The sequence below is a fragment of the Terrabacter lapilli genome (assembly GCF_039531305.1).
In the GTDB taxonomy this organism is placed as follows: Bacteria; Actinomycetota; Actinomycetes; order Actinomycetales; family Dermatophilaceae; genus Terrabacter; species Terrabacter lapilli.
Map to the genome: position 1 here is coordinate 124786 of NZ_BAAAPU010000008.1, position 15529 is coordinate 140314.

The following is a 15529-nucleotide window of genomic DNA, read 5'->3' on the forward strand; positions in this document are numbered from 1 at the left end:
CGACCTGGAGGAACCGTGCCCCTGACCGCCCTCGCCCTCAACTGCACCCTCAGCCCCTCACCGGCCGAGTCGAGCACGCAGCTGCTGGCCCAGCAGGTGCTCGACGCCCTGGCCGAGCACGGGGTGTCCGGGTCCATGGTCCGGGTCGTCGACCACGACGTGCGCCCGGGTGTGGAGCTCGACATGGGCGACGGCGACGCCTGGCCCTCCATCCGCCGGCAGGTCATCGACAGCGACATCCTCGTCCTGGCCACGCCCACCTGGGTCGGCCAGCACAGCAGCGTGTGCCAGCGCGTCCTCGAGCGGCTCGACGCCGAGCTCTCCGAGAAGGACGACGAGGGGCGGCTGCAGACCTACGGCAAGGTGGCGGTGGCCGTGGTCGTGGGCAACGAGGACGGGGCCCACCACATCAGCGCGATCCTCTTCCAGTCGCTGAACGACGTCGGGTTCACGATCCCGGCCGGCGGGGTGACGTACTGGAACGGCGAGGCCATGCACGGCACCGACTACAAGGACCTCGACTCGACACCCGACACCGTGGCGAGCACGACGCGTACGCTTGCGGCCAACGCCGCCCACCTCGCGGGGTTGCTCGCAGGCAGCCCCTACCCTCCGTCCGAGGAGGGCTGAGGGCGAGGGGCCGTCAGGGGGACGCCTGCCAAGCGGCCAGGGCTCCGGCGGACCCGAGCTGGTCCAGGACGGCCCCGGCCAGCAGGGAGTGCCCGATCGCGTTGGGGTGGTCGCCGTCGTCGAGCAGGTCGGCGGTGGGGTCGCGCGAGCCGTCCGGGCCCTTGAGCGGGCTGTAGGCGTCGACGTAGACGGCGCCGGTGGACCCGGCCACCTGCTGCACCGCGTCGTTCACCAGCCGGGTGAGCGAGTCACTGCCGTTGACGAAGGCTTCGCCGAGGGCCTGGCCCACGGCGCCGTCGCGGGTCACGTTCCAGTAGCCGAGCAGTGCGATCCGCAGGTCGGGTCGCTGGTCGACCCGGTGGATGGCCGCGATGATCCGGGTCAGGCCGTCCCGGACCCCGGCCACGGTCGAGGCCCAGCACGCGGACCCGGCTGCCGGGAAGCAGCCCTGGTCGTCGACCCGGTCGAGGTCGAAGTCGTTGGCACCGACCTCGATGACGACGAGGTCGGCGCTGGCCAGGTGGTCGCGGGTCGGCGAGGCGTTGACGTCGTTCTCGACGTCGGCCGTGGTCCATCCCCCTTGGGCGTCGTTGTGGACGGTCCACGGGCGATGGGTCAGCTGTTGTAGCCGGCTGCCGACCTGCTCGACGTAGCCCGTGCAGTTGCAGGTCTCCGCCGAGGGCACGGAGTCACCGAGACCCACGAGCGTCAGGGGGCCGGACGGCACGGACGTCGTCGTCGACCGTGTCGAGCCGGGGCTCGAGGGCCCTGACGACGCGGGCGGCGGTGCCGGGGACCTCGACGGCCCCGAAGCGGCGTCGGTGGACGCCGTCGTGCCGGCGCCGGCGGACACGGTCGCAGGGCCGAGCCCGGGCACCACGCCGCTGATGCCCAGCGCCGCGAGGACGACGAGGCCGAGGACGGCGGCGAGCACGTGCTTCGGGCGCGGCCCGCCCGCGGGCACCGGCCGCCGGTTCGCACGGCGCGCTCCCGGTCGGGCGCCGCCCTGCGGCTGCCGGCCCTGCGGCCTACGCCCCCTGCCCTCAGCCACGGAAGCCCGGCAGGGTCTGCGCCAGCCACGAGAGGGCGGCGAGGACGTACCGGGCGGACACCTCGTCACCGTGGGCGCCGTGGGCCAGCACCGTCCCGGTGACGTCGAGCGGGGGCCGCGCGACGCTGAGCAGCTTGGCGCTGGAGGGGTACGACAACGAGTCCTCCCGGGAGGTGAGCACCCACATCGAGACGGGTGGCGGTGCGGTTCGCGCGAGGGCGACGAGGTCCCGTGCACGCTCCGCGGCACTGCTCGGAGAATCGTACGTGGCGCTGAAGTCGGGCCGGAAGTAGCCCATGAGGACGATGGCCGCCCCGAACACGTCCGGGTGGCGCATCGTGACCGACGCCGCACACCAGCCGCCGTCGGAGTAGCCGAGGGCGGCCCAGGCGAGCCGGGTGGGCCGGACGTGGAAGTGCCGGGTGGTCCACGCGGGCAGGTCGTGGGAGAGCCACGTGTCGGTCTGGGGCCCGCCCGGCGCGGCGTCGAGGCACTCGGTGTCGAGGCTCGACGGCGTGTCGACGCGGGGAACCACCACGATCGAGGGTGCCAGCCGGTGCTGGGCCGTCAGGGTGTCGACCGTGCCGAGGACATCGAGGTGCTGGAGCCGCTGCGGTCCGCTCGGGAAGGCGGCGAGCGCGACGATCACCGGGTAGGTCCGGTTCGAGCGCGGGTCGTAGCCCGCAGGGAGGTAGACCCAGACCTCGCCCCCGGCGTTCGTGCGACGGGCGGCGACGGTGTACGTCTGGAGCCGGGATCCCGGGTGGGGCAGGGGCGGCATCACGGCAGGGACTCCGACTCCCGTCAGGCCCGGCCCGGCGACCCGGGCCGATGCGGCGTCCGGGGTGGTGCCGCCCTGGTGCACCCGGACCGAGTCCGCGCGTGCGCCGAAGAGGTCGCTCCAGCTCGAGTAGAAGAGGTACTGGTCGTTGAGCGCCGCCCCCGCCAGGGCGACGACGAACACGTTGAGGGCCACCACCTCGACGGCGCGCACGGCCATCCGCGCCGACGGTCGCCCGCGCCGGGGGAGGCCCGCCACGATGAGGGCGAAGACGGCGACGGCCAGGAGCGCGAGCAGGACGACGAGGCCGGTGTCCGTCAGCTCCATGCGGGGCTCGCCTCTCGCTGGGCGGGCGCGCCTGCCACCGGGCGCACGAACGGGAAGGTGAGCACCGACCGGATCGAGGTGCTGGTCAGCAGCATGACGAGCCGGTCCACGCCGATGCCGAGGCCACCGCTCGGTGGCATGCCGAGCTCCAGCGCGTGGAGGAAGTCCTCGTCGACCTCCATCGCCTCCGGGTCGCCGGCGGCCGCCTTCAGGGACTGCTCGGTGAGCCGCGCCCGCTGGTCGATCGGGTCGGTCAGCTCGCTGTATGCCGTGCCGAGCTCCATCCCGGCCACGACGAGGTCCCAGCGCTCGACGAGCCCCGGGGTCGTGCGGTGCTGGCGGGTGAGGGGGGAGGTCTCGACCGGGAAGTCGGTGTAGAACGTCGGCAGCACCGTCGTCGGCTCGACGAGCTCGGCGTAGAGCTGCTCGATGACGGCGCCGGCGCGCATCTCCGGCCGCACCGCGATGCCGTGCGTCGACGCGAGCTCGAGCAGCACGTCCATGTCGGTGTCGAGGTCCACCGGGCGCCCCACCGCCTCCGAGACGGCCTCGAGCACCGGCACCACCGGCCACTCACCACTGATGTCGACGAGCTCGACCGCGCCGTCCTGCGCCGTGCCGGGCTGCGGGGGCCGCCCCGCCACTCCGGTCGGCAGCGGCATGACCTCACGGCCGTGCACGGCCCGGGCGGCCTCGCGGACCAGGCGCTCGGTCAGGCGGCGCATCGTGGTGTAGTCCGCGTGCGGCTGGTACACCTCGAGGGAGGTGAACTCCGGGTTGTGCGTGGAGTCCGCGCCCTCGTTGCGGAAGTTGCGACCGAGCTCGAAGACCCGCCCGAGTCCGGCCACGAGCAGCCGTTTGAGGTGCAGCTCCGGCGCGATCCGCAGCGAGAGGTCCACGCCGTACGCGTTGCTGAAGGTGCGGAAGGGGCGCGCGCTCGCGCCCCCGTGGACGGTGTGCAGCATCGGGGTCTCGACCTCGAGGAAGCCCTCGTCGGTGAGGATCCGGCGGATCGAGGCCACGACCGCGGACCGGCGCCGGAGCAGCTCCACGTCGTCCGGGTGCACGAGCAGGTCGGTGGAGCGGTTCCGGGCGCGAGCCGCCGGGTCGTCGAAGGCCCGGAAGGGAACCGGGTGCAGCGACTTGGCCTCCATGCGCCACTGGTGCACGAGCAGGCTCGGGGTGCCGGACCGGGAGCGGCCCATCGGGCCCTCGACCCGCACGAGGTCGCCGATGTCGACGAACGCCGTGAAGCGGTCGAGGCACGGTCGACCCAGCCGGGCCGCGTCGAGCAGCACCTGCACCTTCGCGTGGCCGTCCACGAGGGTCGCGAAGAGGACGCCCCCGTGGTCGCGCAGCTCGCGCACCCGGCCCACGACCGACGCGTGTCCGCCCGGGGCGCCGGCCTCCGCGCCGGCCTCCGCGCCGGCCTCCGTCGGCTCGTCGTCCGAGGGGACCCGGAGGTCCGCGATCGGTGTGGTGGGCGTGCTCGCAGCGCCCACGGGGTAGGCCTCGAGGCCCGCCTCACGCATACGGTCGAGGGTGGCCGCGCGGTGGCGGAACTGGTCGGTGCGGCGAGGGCCCAGGGCCTGCACGTCGACGACCGGTGTGGACGCCTCCGCGGCGAGAGCCAGGTGCTCGGCGTCCAGGTGCCCCTTGGCGTGGCCGAGGGCGGGGTAGGGGATGAAGCCCTCCGCCGCACCGGCCGCGACGGCGACCTGCGGCAGGGAGACGGCGTCGTCGTAGCAGAGGAAGCGCGGCTGCCACGTGGGCTCGTACTTCTCGTTGGACCGGTACAGCCGCTCCAGCTGCCAGAAGCGGTCGAAGAACCCCAGCACCGAGGCGCTCACCCGCGTCAACGATCCGGAGCCGATCCGCTCGGCGTCCTCGAAGACCGCCCGGAACATGCAGAAGTTGAGCGACACGCGCGAGAGCCCCAGCTCGGGGGCGCGCGTCAGCAGCTCGGTCACCATCAGCTCGGTGACGCCGTTGGGCGCCTCGGGCGAGCGACGCATGACGTCCAGGGAGACGCCCGAGCGCCCCCAGGGGACCAGTGACAGGAGCCCGACGAGGGAGCCGTCGGACGTGTGGGCCAGCACGTGGAGGATCTCGCCGTCGGCGGGGTCGCCGGCTCGGTTCAGCGCCATCGAGAACCCACGGTCGGTCTCGTCGCCGCGCCAGGCCTCCGCCCTGTCGGTGATCTCGGCGAGCTCCTCGGGGCGCAGCTCTCGCTGTCGGCGCACCTGCACGGTGACGCCCGCTCGGGTCGCGTGTGCGACGGCCCGGCGCAGGGGGGTCAGTGAGGTGCGGCGCAGGTCGAACCGTCGGGGGTCGAGGATCGCCTCGTCGCCCAGGAGGAGCACCCGCATGCCGCTCGCTGCGGCGTAAGCGCGCGCACCGCGCTCGCTCGCGCCGAGGACGGCCGGGACCCACCCGAACTCGCGTGCCTCCGAGCGCCAGGCCTCGATCGCCGGCTGCCAGCTGTCCGGGTGCCCGACGGGGTCGCCGGAAGCCAGCGACACGCCGGCTAGGACGCGGTAGGTGATCGCCGCGCGGCCGTCCGGCGAGAAGAGCGAGCCCTTGTCGCGACGGGTGGCGAAGTAGCCCAGTGAGTCGTCGGACCCGTGCTGCGCCAGCAGCCCGCGCAGCGCCACCTCGCGGTCGGCGGACCAACGGCTGCGGGGGCGCGCGGAGGCGAGGAAGAGCGTGACGGCCGCCAGGATGGTCAGGCCGGCGCAGACGGCGACGACGTCCACCACCCACGGCGGAACGAGCAGCGCGGCGCGTGGGCTGAAGCCGCCGAAGACCTCGAGGACCGTGTCGACGAGCGGGTCGACCTGCGAGCGCGGGGCGCCCACCGCCCCGCTGAGCAACCAGGCGACGGCGAGGGTGACGGCGGAGCCGCCGAGCAGGGCGGCGAGCGACAGGCCCCAGGAGCCGCGCTGCAGACGACCCGTGAACTCGTCCCGGATGCGCCAGAGCCACCACAGGGCCAGCGCCGCGACGAGCATCGAGATGACGTCGAGCTCTCGACCGAGGCCGCCGCGACTCTCCCACATGTACGTCAGCGGCACGCGAGCCGACGGGACGAGGGCCATCAACCCGACGTAGATGCCGAAGACCTGGAAGGCCGCCACGAACCACAGCCCCACCCGCTTGCGCCCGAGCAGGCCCCGCGTGGCGAGGGCGAGGACGACCACCGAGACGAACGTCGGAGCCACCGGGATGTTGAGCAGCCCGAAGAGCCCCTCGGGAAGGAGCGGGTGCAGCTGACGGCGGCTGACGAGGGTCAGGACGAGGGCGGTGACCGTGGCAAGGGCGTAGAGCGCCGTGAGCAGGCGCGCCGGCCGGTGGGACGCCGGCGCTCGCGACGATGAGGTGGCCATGTTCACAGGTTCCACCCTGCCGCTGGATGCTCGCTGCAGGTTCGCTGCATGGGTGCTCCCAGCCGTCGCGCAGCCTTCTCCCAGCCGTGGGGCAGTGGCGACGGTGGCTGCCGAGGCGGTCAGCCTCGAGGTGTGGTCGCGGTGATGACCCGGGTGAGCGCGGCGTGCAGCGCCTGCAGGTCCGACACGGGGACGCCGAGACGTTCCACGACCTGTGGTGGCACCTCGAGGGCGCGCTCTCGCAGCCGGCGGCCCCGGTCGGTGAGGGTGATGGCGAGCGCGCGGTCGTCGTCGGGGTGGCGCTGACGGTGCACCAGCCCGGCGGTCTCCAGGCGCTTGACCAGCGGGGAGAGGGTGGCCGGCTCGAGGCTGAGCAGGCGCCCCACCTCCGTCAGCGTGAGCGGCGACCGCTCCCACAGGGCGAGCATGACGAGGTACTGGGGGTGCGTCAGTCCCAGCGGCTCGAGGATCGGCCGGTAGAGCGCGATGACGTTGCGGGTCGCGACGGCGAGGGCGAAGCACACCTGCTGGTCGAGCTTGAGCAGGTCGTCGGGAGACAGGGCCTCGGCAGCCTGCTCGCGTGCGGACGCGCCGTCGTGGGAGAGCAGTGGGGCGTCCACGGGGGTTTCGCTCGCGCCGCTGTCCCTGGGCATCTCGTCCTCCTTCATGGTCGGCGTCACGACGGATGTACACTAACAGTTCGTGCACTAACAAAACGGAGGAGCCCTCGTGTCGAGTTCGAGGACCAAGAGCGGGCTGTCCATCGGCTACCGCATCGGCTACCGCATCCGGATGGTCGGGTTGACCCTCTTCGGGCCCGCACAGCTGGGCGAGGGCAACGACCCGAAGGCGCGCCTGAAGCGGGAGCGGGCGGCACGCGTCGCACGCGCCAGGGCCGCGTCGCCCTCCGACCGCAGCTGAGCCGCGGTCGCCGTCCGCCGACATCTTCTCGACCTCTTCGTCCCCGCCGCGCGTCGCCCGGGGTGATGTGGGTACGTCCCGGGGGAACAGCGACGAAGGGAGAGACATGGGTGACCGCGTAGGGCTTTTCGTCATGCTGGCCGTCGTGATCGTGCTCTGCAGCATCCTGTGGGTGATGATCCCGCGGCGACGCACCAAGAACGACGTGGAGCACGAGACCCTCAACCCGCAGGTCGAGGCGGAGGACGGTGGCCCCGTCCCACCCCCGGATCCCGACCGGCTGGTGGGCAACCCGCCCATGGACGTCCTCGACGCGACGGGCGAGGGCAGTGCCGTGGCAGGCGCCGGAGCAGGTGGCTGGACGCCCGACGCCCGCGACCCGCTGCGCGCCCCGCCGAACGACGTGGGCCACTCTCCCGACACGACCTGACACCACCTGAGACACGTCCTGCGGCACGACCGGAGCCACCGCCTGAGCCACCTGGCTCAGCCGACGCCCACCGGGCCTGATCCGGCGTCTTCTCGTCCTGGTCCGCTTCCTCCCGCCCCGGAGTACTCTCGGCAGTGACGGGGGATCGGACCCCTGGAGGTGGCGTCATGGGTGATCGCATCGGACTGGTCGTCATGTTGCTGGTGGTGGGCATCTTCGGCGTCGGGCTCCTCGTGGTGGCCCCGCGACACCGGTGGCGCGGCAACGACTCCAACGAGTCGCTCAACCCCCACATCCCCGACACCGAGCAGCGGCGTCGTGACCACCCGGAGGGCGCCGAGCGCTCGCACCTGGTGGGCAACCCGCCGGTCGACACCATCTGTGCCGACGGATGGGGCGTGGCGCGCCCGGGTGAGGGCGCCGAGCCCGAGCTGCCCGAGGACCTCCACCCCGAGCTGCACGAGGAGCCCCGTCACCTGCGGCGCCACTGAGGGTCGTCCGCCTGGCTCTACCTGGGCCGGCCGGCCGGCAGGCGCGCCGCGCCCGGCAGACTGAGCAGCATGGCGGGCGCGGAGACGAACTGGGCGGGCACCCACACCTACCGTGCCCGCATCGAGCGGGTGCACTCGGTCGAGCACCTCCAGGAGGTCGTCGCCGCTGCGAGCCGCGTTCGCGCACTCGGGTCGCGGCACAGCTTCACCGATCTCACCGACATCACCGACACCGACGACGGCGTCCTCGTCTCGCTCGCCGACCTGCCTGCGGCGGTAGAGGTCGACCCGGCGACCTGCACGGCACGCGTGAGCGGGTGGGCGGCATACGGCCACGTCGGTGCGCGGCTGCAGGAGCAGGGCTGGGCGTTGGGCAACCTCGCCTCCCTGCCCCACATCTCGGTGGCCGGTGCCGTCGCGACGGCCACGCACGGTTCGGGGGTCCGCAACGGTTCCCTGGCCACGGCCGTCGCCGCACTCGAGGTCGTGGGTGCCGACGGCGAGCTGCGCACGGTGCGCCGCGGCGACGCCGACTTCCACGGCAGCGTGGTCTCGCTGGGGGCGCTCGGCGTCGTCACCTCGGTGACCCTGGACGTCGAGCCGACGTACGACGTGCGCCAGGCCGTCTACACCGGGCTCACCTGGGACGCCGTCGCACACGACCTGGACGGGGTGCTGTCGAGCGCCCACAGCGTCAGCCTCTTCACCCGCTGGGCCGACCGCGTCGAGCAGCTCTGGGTCAAGAGCCGGGACGGCCGGGTGCCCGACGAGCTCTGCGGGGCGGGGCAGGCCACCACGACGGTGCACATGCTCGAGGGTGGTGACGTCGAAGCGGTGACCCCGCAGCGAGGCGTGCCCGGCCCGTGGCTCGACCGCCTGCCGCACTTCCGGATGGGCTTCACCCCCAGCCGCGGCGAGGAGCTCCAGAGCGAGTACCTCCTCCCGCGGCGCCACGCGCTCGAGGCCGTCGAGCGCCTCAGGCGCCTGGGCGACCGTCTCGCGCCGCTGCTCCAGGTGAGCGAGCTGCGCACGGTGGCGGCCGACGAGCACTGGCTCAGCAGCGCGTACGGCGAGGACGTCGTCGGCGCCCACTTCACGTGGGTCCGCGACCCAGAGCGGGTGTATGCCGTCCTGCCGGCGCTCGAGGAAGCGCTCCTGCCGCTCGGCGCCCGTCCGCACTGGGGCAAGTGCTTCGTGGCGACCCGTGACCGGCTGGAGCGCCTCTACCCGCGGATGGGCGACTTCCGCGCGCTGCGCGACCGGGTGGACCCCGACCGCGTCTTCGACAACGCCTTCCTGCAGCGCGTCATCGGCTGACGTCCGGCGCCGAAGGCTTGCCCTCCCGGAGGGCGCCGGCGAACGAGGTGAGCTGTCCGAGCGCTCCGACGAGCGAGGCCTGGTACGCGTGGTAGACGTCGGGGCGCCCCGACCACACCGTGCTCGACGGCGAGAGGTCCGGTGCCAGCTCGTGGCGCCACGAGCCGTCCTCGTCGACGAAGCGGTCGCGGGCGTGCTGCCACCAGCGGTCGTACCACGCGGCATACGTCGGGTCCCCGGTGGCGAGCTGCAACGTGCGGGCGGCGCAGAGGGCCTCGGCCACGACCCAGTGCAGCCGGTCGCGCACGACGGGGCGACCGTCGAAGTCCGTGGTGTAGACGAAGCCCTCGTGGCCGTCGACGTCCCAGCCCTCGTGCGCGCCGACGTCGAAGAGGGACCTGGCGTCGTCGAGCAACCAGGCGGGCGCCTCGGCGCCGAGCGCGTGGCGCAGGTGCAGGCACAGGCGAGCCCACTCCAGCAGGTGGCCGGGGGTGACGCCGAAGGGACGGAAGGGGTCGGCCGGTCGGTCGCGGTTGTAGTCCGGCCGCGGCTGCCAGTCCGCGGTGAAGTGCTCGGGCAGGCGGTAGGCCCACCCCCGGGCGACGCCGTGGACCAGCCGCTCGACGATGCGCAGCGCGTGGCCGAGCCAGCGGGGGTCCCGCGTGACGTCCCAGGCGGCGAGCAGCGCCTCCACGCAGTGCATGTTGGCGTTGGCGCCCCGGTAGTCCTCCAGCGTCGTCCAGGTGCGGTCCCACACGTCGGCGGCGAGGCCGTCCGACTCGCGCCAGAAGCCCTGCTCGAAGACCTGAAGCGCCTCGTCGAGGAGGGTGTCGGCGTCCGGGCGGTGGGCGGCCACCGCGCTCGAGGCGGCGAGGATGACGAAGGCGTGCTCGTAGGCGCGCTTGTCGGCCACGTCCGGCGTGCCGTCGGGGTGCACCGAGGCGAACCACCCGTCCTGCTCCGGGTCGTGGAGCAGGCCGCCGGGCAGCAGGGCGGCGATGCCGTGGTCGACGAGGCGGACGCACGCCTCGTCGCCCTCGAGCACGCCGAGTGCCGCGACATGGGTCATCCGCGCCGAGACCCACAGGTCGACACCGCGTCCGGACACCAGGTGCCCGTCGTCGGAGAGCCACCCGAACCCGCCCTCGGGACGCCGGGCCCGGCCGACGAGAGCGCGGAGCTGGCGCCGTCCACGGGCGAGCTGCACGAGGTGCTGCCGCTCGTCGAGCGGTCGCTGGGGGACGGAGATCGGGTCGGCCACGCCTCCAGTGTGCCGATTCCTCGCCCCTGGCGGGCGGCTGGGCAGGACCTGTCCGGCCGGTCAGAAGTCGCCGGCGCTGCGGCGCAGCCGCGTCAGCACGTCGACGAGGGAGCGCACGTCCGTGCGGCCGAGGTCGGGCTGCTCGAACACCTCGCTGTTGAGGGCCTTGGTGGCGCGCTCGGCCAGCTCCCGGCCTGCCGGCGTGAGCGCCACGAGCATCGCGCGGCGGTCCTCCGGGTGCGTCGAGCGCGTGACGAGCCCGGCGTCCTCCAGGCGGTCGACGGCGTTGGTGACGCTCGTGGGGTGCACCTGCAGGCGCGAGCCGATGACCTTCATCGGCAACGACCCCCGCTTGCTGAACCACAGGAGCATGAGCACCTCGTAGCGCGCGAAGGTCACCCCGAGGGGCTTGAGCGTCGCCTCGACGCGGGCCAGCACGATCTGGTGGGCGCGCATGAGCGAGGTGATGGCCGCCATGCCGTCGGCAGCGGCGTCCCAGCCCTGCTCCCTCCACTGCTCGCGGGCGCGGGCGATGGGATCGAAGCCGAGCCCGGAGCCGACGCCGCTCCCCGCAGGGCTGCCGATGGGGCCGGCGTCGTTGGCCGGGGCGCTCGTTCCCGCAGTCATGCGGTCATCCTACGAGCGCAACGCGTTGACGTCCATTATTCGGAAGTCCTAGTATTTTCGCATGTCCGACGCAGCGCAGCGCGAGCACCACCGGCCCTCCCACCATGTCCGTCTCGTCACGGCCAGCAGCCTCTTCGACGGCCATGACGCGTCGATCAACATCATGCGGCGGATCATGCAGACGCAGGGGGCGGAGGTCATCCACCTCGGGCACAACCGCTCGGTCCAGGAGGTCGTCGACGCGGCGATCGAGGAGGACGTGCAGGGTGTCGCCGTCAGCTCCTACCAGGGCGGGCACGTCGAGTACTTCGAGTACCTCGTGCAGCTGCTCAGGGAGAACGGCGCCGGGCACATCCGCGTCGTCGGTGGCGGCGGCGGGGTCATCGTCCCCGAGGAGATCGCGCGGCTGCGCGAGTCCGGGGTCACGATCTTCAGCCCCGAGGACGGCCAGCGGCTCGGTCTCGCGGGGATGGTCAACACCGTCATCGCCGACTGCGACTTCGACCCGTGGGACATCGGGGCGCCCTCGCTAGAGGCGCTCCTCGCCGGAGACCGCACGGCCGTGGCCCGCGCCATCACGGGCGCCCAGGAGGGCGACCTCGACGAGGCGACCCTCGGCGGCATCCGCCAGGCTGCCTCCCGTCGCCAGGTGCCCGTGCTCGGCATCACCGGCACCGGCGGCTCGGGCAAGTCGAGCCTCACCGACGAGCTCATCCGCCGCCTGCGCCTCGACCAGCAGGACAAGCTGCGCGTCGCCGTGCTCGCCGTCGACCCGACCCGCAGCCGCGGCGGCGGCGCCCTGCTCGGCGACCGCATCCGGATGAGCTCGCTCGACGGTGACCGCGTCTACTTCCGCAGCCTCGCCACGCGCGGCGGCTCCCAGGTCCCGACGCACCTCGACGACGTGCTCTCCGTCGTCAGGGCGGCAGGCTACGACCTCGTCATCCTCGAGACACCCGGGATCGGCCAGGGCGACGCCGCGATCGTCGACTACGCCGACGTGTCCCTCTACGTCATGACGCCCGAGTTCGGCGCGAGCAGCCAGCTCGAGAAGATCGACATGCTCGACCGGGCCGACGTGGTGGCGATCAACAAGTTCGAGCGCCGCGGCGCCGAGGACGCCCTGCGCGACGTCGGGCGCCAGATGGTGCGCAACCGCGAGGCCTTCGGCAAGGGCCCCGGCGACATGCCGGTCTTCGGCACCTCGGCCGCGACCTTCAACGACGACGGCGTGACCGCCCTCTACCAGGAGCTGCGAAAGCTCCTCTCCGACAAGGGGATGCCCGTCGAGGAGGGTGTGCTGCCACGCGTCGCCACCAAGCAGTCGACGCGCATCGCGACCATCGTCCCCGCCTCGCGCGTTCGCTACCTCTCCGAGATCAGCGACACCGTCCGCGGCTACCACGAGGCCACCGAGCGGTATGCCGCCGCGGCCAGTCGCGTGCAACGGCTCGAGTCCGTGCGCGAGGAGCTGGCGGCCGCCGCCGCAGCCGACGAGGTCGGGAGCGCCGGCAGCGCCGTCGACGCCGTCGAGGCGCTGCTCGATGAGGCCCGGACCGACCTGCCGGCCGAGGTCTCCCGGGCTCTCACGACCTGGCCCTCCGTCGTCGAGTCCTACTCCGGCGACGAGCAGGTCGTGCGCATCCGCGACAAGGAGATCCGCAACGTCCTCACGCGAGAGTCGTTGTCCGGCAACAAGATCCCTCGGGTGGCACTGCCCCGCTACCGCGACCACGGTGAGCTCGTCAGCTTCCTGCGCCGCGAGAACCTCCCCGGCTACTACCCGTTCACGGCGGGGGTCTTCCCGTTCAAGCGCGAGGGTGAGGACCCGGCCCGCATGTTCGCCGGCGAAGGCGACCCCTTCCGCACCAACCGCCGCTTCAAGCTGCTCTCCGAGGGACAGCCGGCCACGCGCCTGTCGACGGCCTTCGACTCGGTCACGCTCTACGGCCGCGACCCCGACCCGCGGCCCGACGTCTACGGCAAGGTGGGCACCTCCGGCGTCTCCATCGCGACGCTCGACGACATGAAGGCGCTCTACGACGGTTTCGACCTCGTGTCGCCGACCACGTCGGTGTCGATGACGATCAACGGACCCGCGCCGACGATCCTCGCCTTCTTCCTCAACACCGCCATCGACCAGCAGGTCGACGCCTTCACGGCGCGGGAGGGCAGGGAGCCCACCGACGACGAGCGGGCCGAGCTGACGGCATACGCCCTCGCCAACGTGCGGGGCACGGTGCAGGCCGACATCCTCAAGGAGGACCAGGGCCAGAACACGTGCATCTTCAGCACCGAGTTCAGCCTGAAGATGATGGCCGACATCCAGGAGTGGTTCATCGAGCACTCGGTGCGCAACTTCTACTCCGTGTCGATCTCCGGCTACCACATCGCCGAGGCCGGGGCCAACCCCATCAGCCAGCTCGCGTTCACGCTCGCCAACGGCTTCACCTACGTCGAGAGCTACCTCGCGCGCGGCATGGCGGTCGACGACTTCGCGCCCAACCTGTCCTTCTTCTTCAGCAACGGCATGGACCCCGAGTACTCCGTCCTCGGTCGCGTCGCCCGCCGCATCTGGGCGGTCGCGATGAAGGAGAAGTACGGCGCGGGGGAGCGGTCCCAGAAGCTGAAGTACCACGTGCAGACGTCGGGCCGGAGCCTGCACGCGCAGGAGATGGACTTCAACGACATCCGCACCACGCTGCAGGCGCTCATCGCGATCTACGACAACGCGAACTCCCTGCACACCAACGCTTTCGACGAGGCCGTCACGACGCCGTCGGAGGAGTCGGTGCGTCGGGCCCTCGCGATCCAGCTCATCATCAACCGCGAGTGGGGCCTGGCGATGAACGAGAACCCGCTGCAGGGGTCCTTCGTCATCGACGAGCTGACCGACCTCGTCGAGGCCGCGGTGCTCAAGGAGTTCGACCGCATCACCGAGCGCGGCGGCGTGCTCGGCGCCATGGAGACCGGCTACCAGCGCGGTCGCATCCAGGACGAGTCGATGCTCTACGAGCACCGCAAGCACGACGGCAGCCTGCCGATCATCGGCGTCAACACCTTCCGCAACCCCCACGAGGGCGAGACGCCGCGCAAGGTCGTCCTCGCGCGCGGCACCGAGGAGGAGAAGCAGAGCCAGCTCTCGCGGGTGCGCGCCTTCAGGGCAGCCCACGAGGTCGAGGCCAAGGCGGCCCTCGAGGAGCTCAAGGCGGTGGCGATCGAGGGCGGCAACGTCTTCGACGTGCTCATGCGGGCGGCGCGGGTGTGCTCGCTGCAGCAGGTCACCGAGGCCTTCTTCGAGGTCGGCGGCCAGTACCGCCGCAACGTCTGAACGTCGAGAGGCCACGTCTTGTCGCCTCTCAACCGTCGAAAGGCCACATGTTGTCGCCTGTGCGCACTCGAGAGGCCAAGTCTTGCCGCCCGTAACGCTCGCTGACGACCTGGCGCATGCCGTGTCCTTCCCGAGCGCCCCTCGCCGCGTCGTGTCGCTGGTGCCGTCGATCACCGAGGCGCTGGCGGACACGTGTCCGGAACGGCTGGTCGGGGCGACGGACTGGTGCACGCATCCGAGCGACCTTGAGGTGCAACGGGTTCGGGGCACGAAGAACCCCGACCTCGCCGCGATCCGGGCGCTGGAGCCCGACCTCGTCGTCGCGAACAAGGAGGAGAACCGCGAGCTCGACGTCAGGCGTCTGCGAGCCGGCGGCATACCCGTCTGGGTGACCGACATCGAGACGGTGCCCGCTGCTCTCGACTCGCTCGAGCGGCTGTTCGCCGAGGTCCTCCGGCTGGGTACTCCGGGATGGCTGGAGTCCGCGCGGGCGGAGTGGGGTGGCCCGGTGCCGGAGCCAAGCATCCATGTCGCCGTGGCGATCTGGCGTGACCCGTGGATGGCCGTCGGGCGTGACACCTTCACCGGCGACGTCGTGGCGCGGCTCGGCTGGCGCAACGTCCTGGCCGGCTCGTCGGAGCGCTACCCGCACGTCGAGCTGGCCGACCTCGACCGCGACGGGGTTGTGGTCCTGCTCCCCGACGAGCCCTACGTCTTCGGCCCCGAGGACGGCCCGGAGGCCTTCACCCGCGCCCGCACGGCGCTCGTGAGCGGCCGGCTCCTCACGTGGTACGGCCCGTCGCTCGTCGGCGCCCGCGCAGCACTCTCCGCCGCGGTTACCGGCTGACGGGCAGCGTCGGGCCTCTCGACGATCCCGCCCCGGCCAGAGCCGGCCTCTCGACGTCGTGGACCCGGCCAAAGCTGGCCCCTCGACGTTGTGGACCCGGCCAAAGCTGGCCCCTCGACGTTGTGGACC

13 protein-coding genes are annotated in these 15529 nt (G+C 72.5%); 7 read left to right on the forward strand and 6 right to left on the reverse strand.

All coding sequences use genetic code 11. The features are described from left to right. Positions 1 to 15: 15 nt before the first annotated feature. A complete protein-coding gene (locus ABD241_RS14280; RefSeq protein WP_425580786.1) occupies positions 16 to 630 on the forward strand; it encodes a flavodoxin family protein in 615 nt (204 codons plus the stop codon). 13 nt (positions 631 to 643) lie between these two features. On the opposite strand, the gene ABD241_RS14285 is transcribed toward ABD241_RS14280, so the two are convergent. The 4 genes from ABD241_RS14285 to ABD241_RS14300 form a co-directional block, all read right to left on the reverse strand. Further along, positions 644 to 1564 (reverse strand): SGNH/GDSL hydrolase family protein, encoded by a 921-nt coding sequence (locus ABD241_RS14285; protein WP_344063894.1) that lies wholly within the window; start codon positions 1562 to 1564, stop codon positions 644 to 646. A gap of 109 nt (positions 1565 to 1673) precedes the next feature. Beyond that, on the reverse strand, positions 1674 to 2789 hold the full coding sequence (locus ABD241_RS14290; RefSeq protein ID WP_344063898.1) for an alpha/beta hydrolase: 1116 nt from the start codon (positions 2787 to 2789) through the stop codon (positions 1674 to 1676). After that, positions 2780 to 6175: a bifunctional lysylphosphatidylglycerol synthetase/lysine--tRNA ligase LysX gene (lysX, locus tag ABD241_RS14295; RefSeq protein ID WP_344063901.1), complete on the reverse strand. Its 3396-nt coding sequence runs from the start codon at positions 6173 to 6175 to the stop codon at positions 2780 to 2782. Before lysX ends, ABD241_RS14290 begins: the two co-directional genes overlap by 10 nt. 119 nt (positions 6176 to 6294) lie before the next feature. After that, positions 6295 to 6828: a MarR family winged helix-turn-helix transcriptional regulator gene (locus tag ABD241_RS14300; RefSeq protein WP_344063904.1), complete on the reverse strand. Its 534-nt coding sequence runs from the start codon at positions 6826 to 6828 to the stop codon at positions 6295 to 6297. Between the two features lie 76 nt (positions 6829 to 6904). On the opposite strand from ABD241_RS14300, the gene ABD241_RS14305 reads away from it, so the two are divergent. The 4 genes from ABD241_RS14305 to ABD241_RS14320 all read left to right on the forward strand — a co-directional run bounded on the left by ABD241_RS14305 (position 6905) and on the right by ABD241_RS14320 (position 9334). Then, the gene (locus ABD241_RS14305) at positions 6905 to 7096 is read left to right on the forward strand and encodes a hypothetical protein (RefSeq protein ID WP_344063907.1); all 192 of its coding nucleotides are present in this window, start codon (positions 6905 to 6907) and stop codon (positions 7094 to 7096) included. A 106-nt stretch (positions 7097 to 7202) separates the two neighbouring features. Beyond that, positions 7203 to 7526: a hypothetical protein gene (locus ABD241_RS14310; RefSeq protein WP_344063910.1), complete on the forward strand. Its 324-nt coding sequence runs from the start codon at positions 7203 to 7205 to the stop codon at positions 7524 to 7526. A 167-nt stretch (positions 7527 to 7693) separates the two neighbouring features. Beyond that, positions 7694 to 8017 carry a hypothetical protein gene (locus ABD241_RS14315; RefSeq protein WP_344063913.1) on the forward strand — a complete coding sequence of 108 codons (324 nt, stop codon included), beginning with the start codon at positions 7694 to 7696 and terminating at the stop codon, positions 8015 to 8017. 69 nt (positions 8018 to 8086) lie between these two features. Continuing rightward, positions 8087 to 9334 (forward strand): D-arabinono-1,4-lactone oxidase, encoded by a 1248-nt coding sequence (locus ABD241_RS14320; protein ID WP_344063916.1) that lies wholly within the window; start codon positions 8087 to 8089, stop codon positions 9332 to 9334. On the opposite strand, the gene ABD241_RS14325 is transcribed toward ABD241_RS14320, so the two are convergent. Together ABD241_RS14325 and ABD241_RS14330 are read right to left on the reverse strand one after the other, a co-directional pair. Next, entirely contained in the window at positions 9324 to 10595 is a 1272-nt protein-coding gene (locus tag ABD241_RS14325; protein WP_344063919.1) for an AGE family epimerase/isomerase, read from the reverse strand. The genes ABD241_RS14320 and ABD241_RS14325 overlap by 11 nt on opposite strands. A 60-nt stretch (positions 10596 to 10655) precedes the next feature. Then, on the reverse strand, positions 10656 to 11222 hold the full coding sequence (locus ABD241_RS14330; RefSeq protein WP_344063922.1) for a MarR family winged helix-turn-helix transcriptional regulator: 567 nt from the start codon (positions 11220 to 11222) through the stop codon (positions 10656 to 10658). A 61-nt stretch (positions 11223 to 11283) separates the two neighbouring features. On the opposite strand from ABD241_RS14330, the gene icmF reads away from it, so the two are divergent. Further along, entirely contained in the window at positions 11284 to 14553 is a 3270-nt protein-coding gene (gene icmF / locus ABD241_RS14335) for a fused isobutyryl-CoA mutase/GTPase IcmF (protein ID WP_344063925.1), read from the forward strand. Positions 14554 to 14635: 82 nt separating this feature from the next. After that, positions 14636 to 15400, forward strand: coding sequence for a helical backbone metal receptor (locus tag ABD241_RS14340; protein ID WP_344063927.1), 765 nt, complete (start codon positions 14636 to 14638; stop codon positions 15398 to 15400). Positions 15401 to 15529 lie beyond the last annotated feature (129 nt).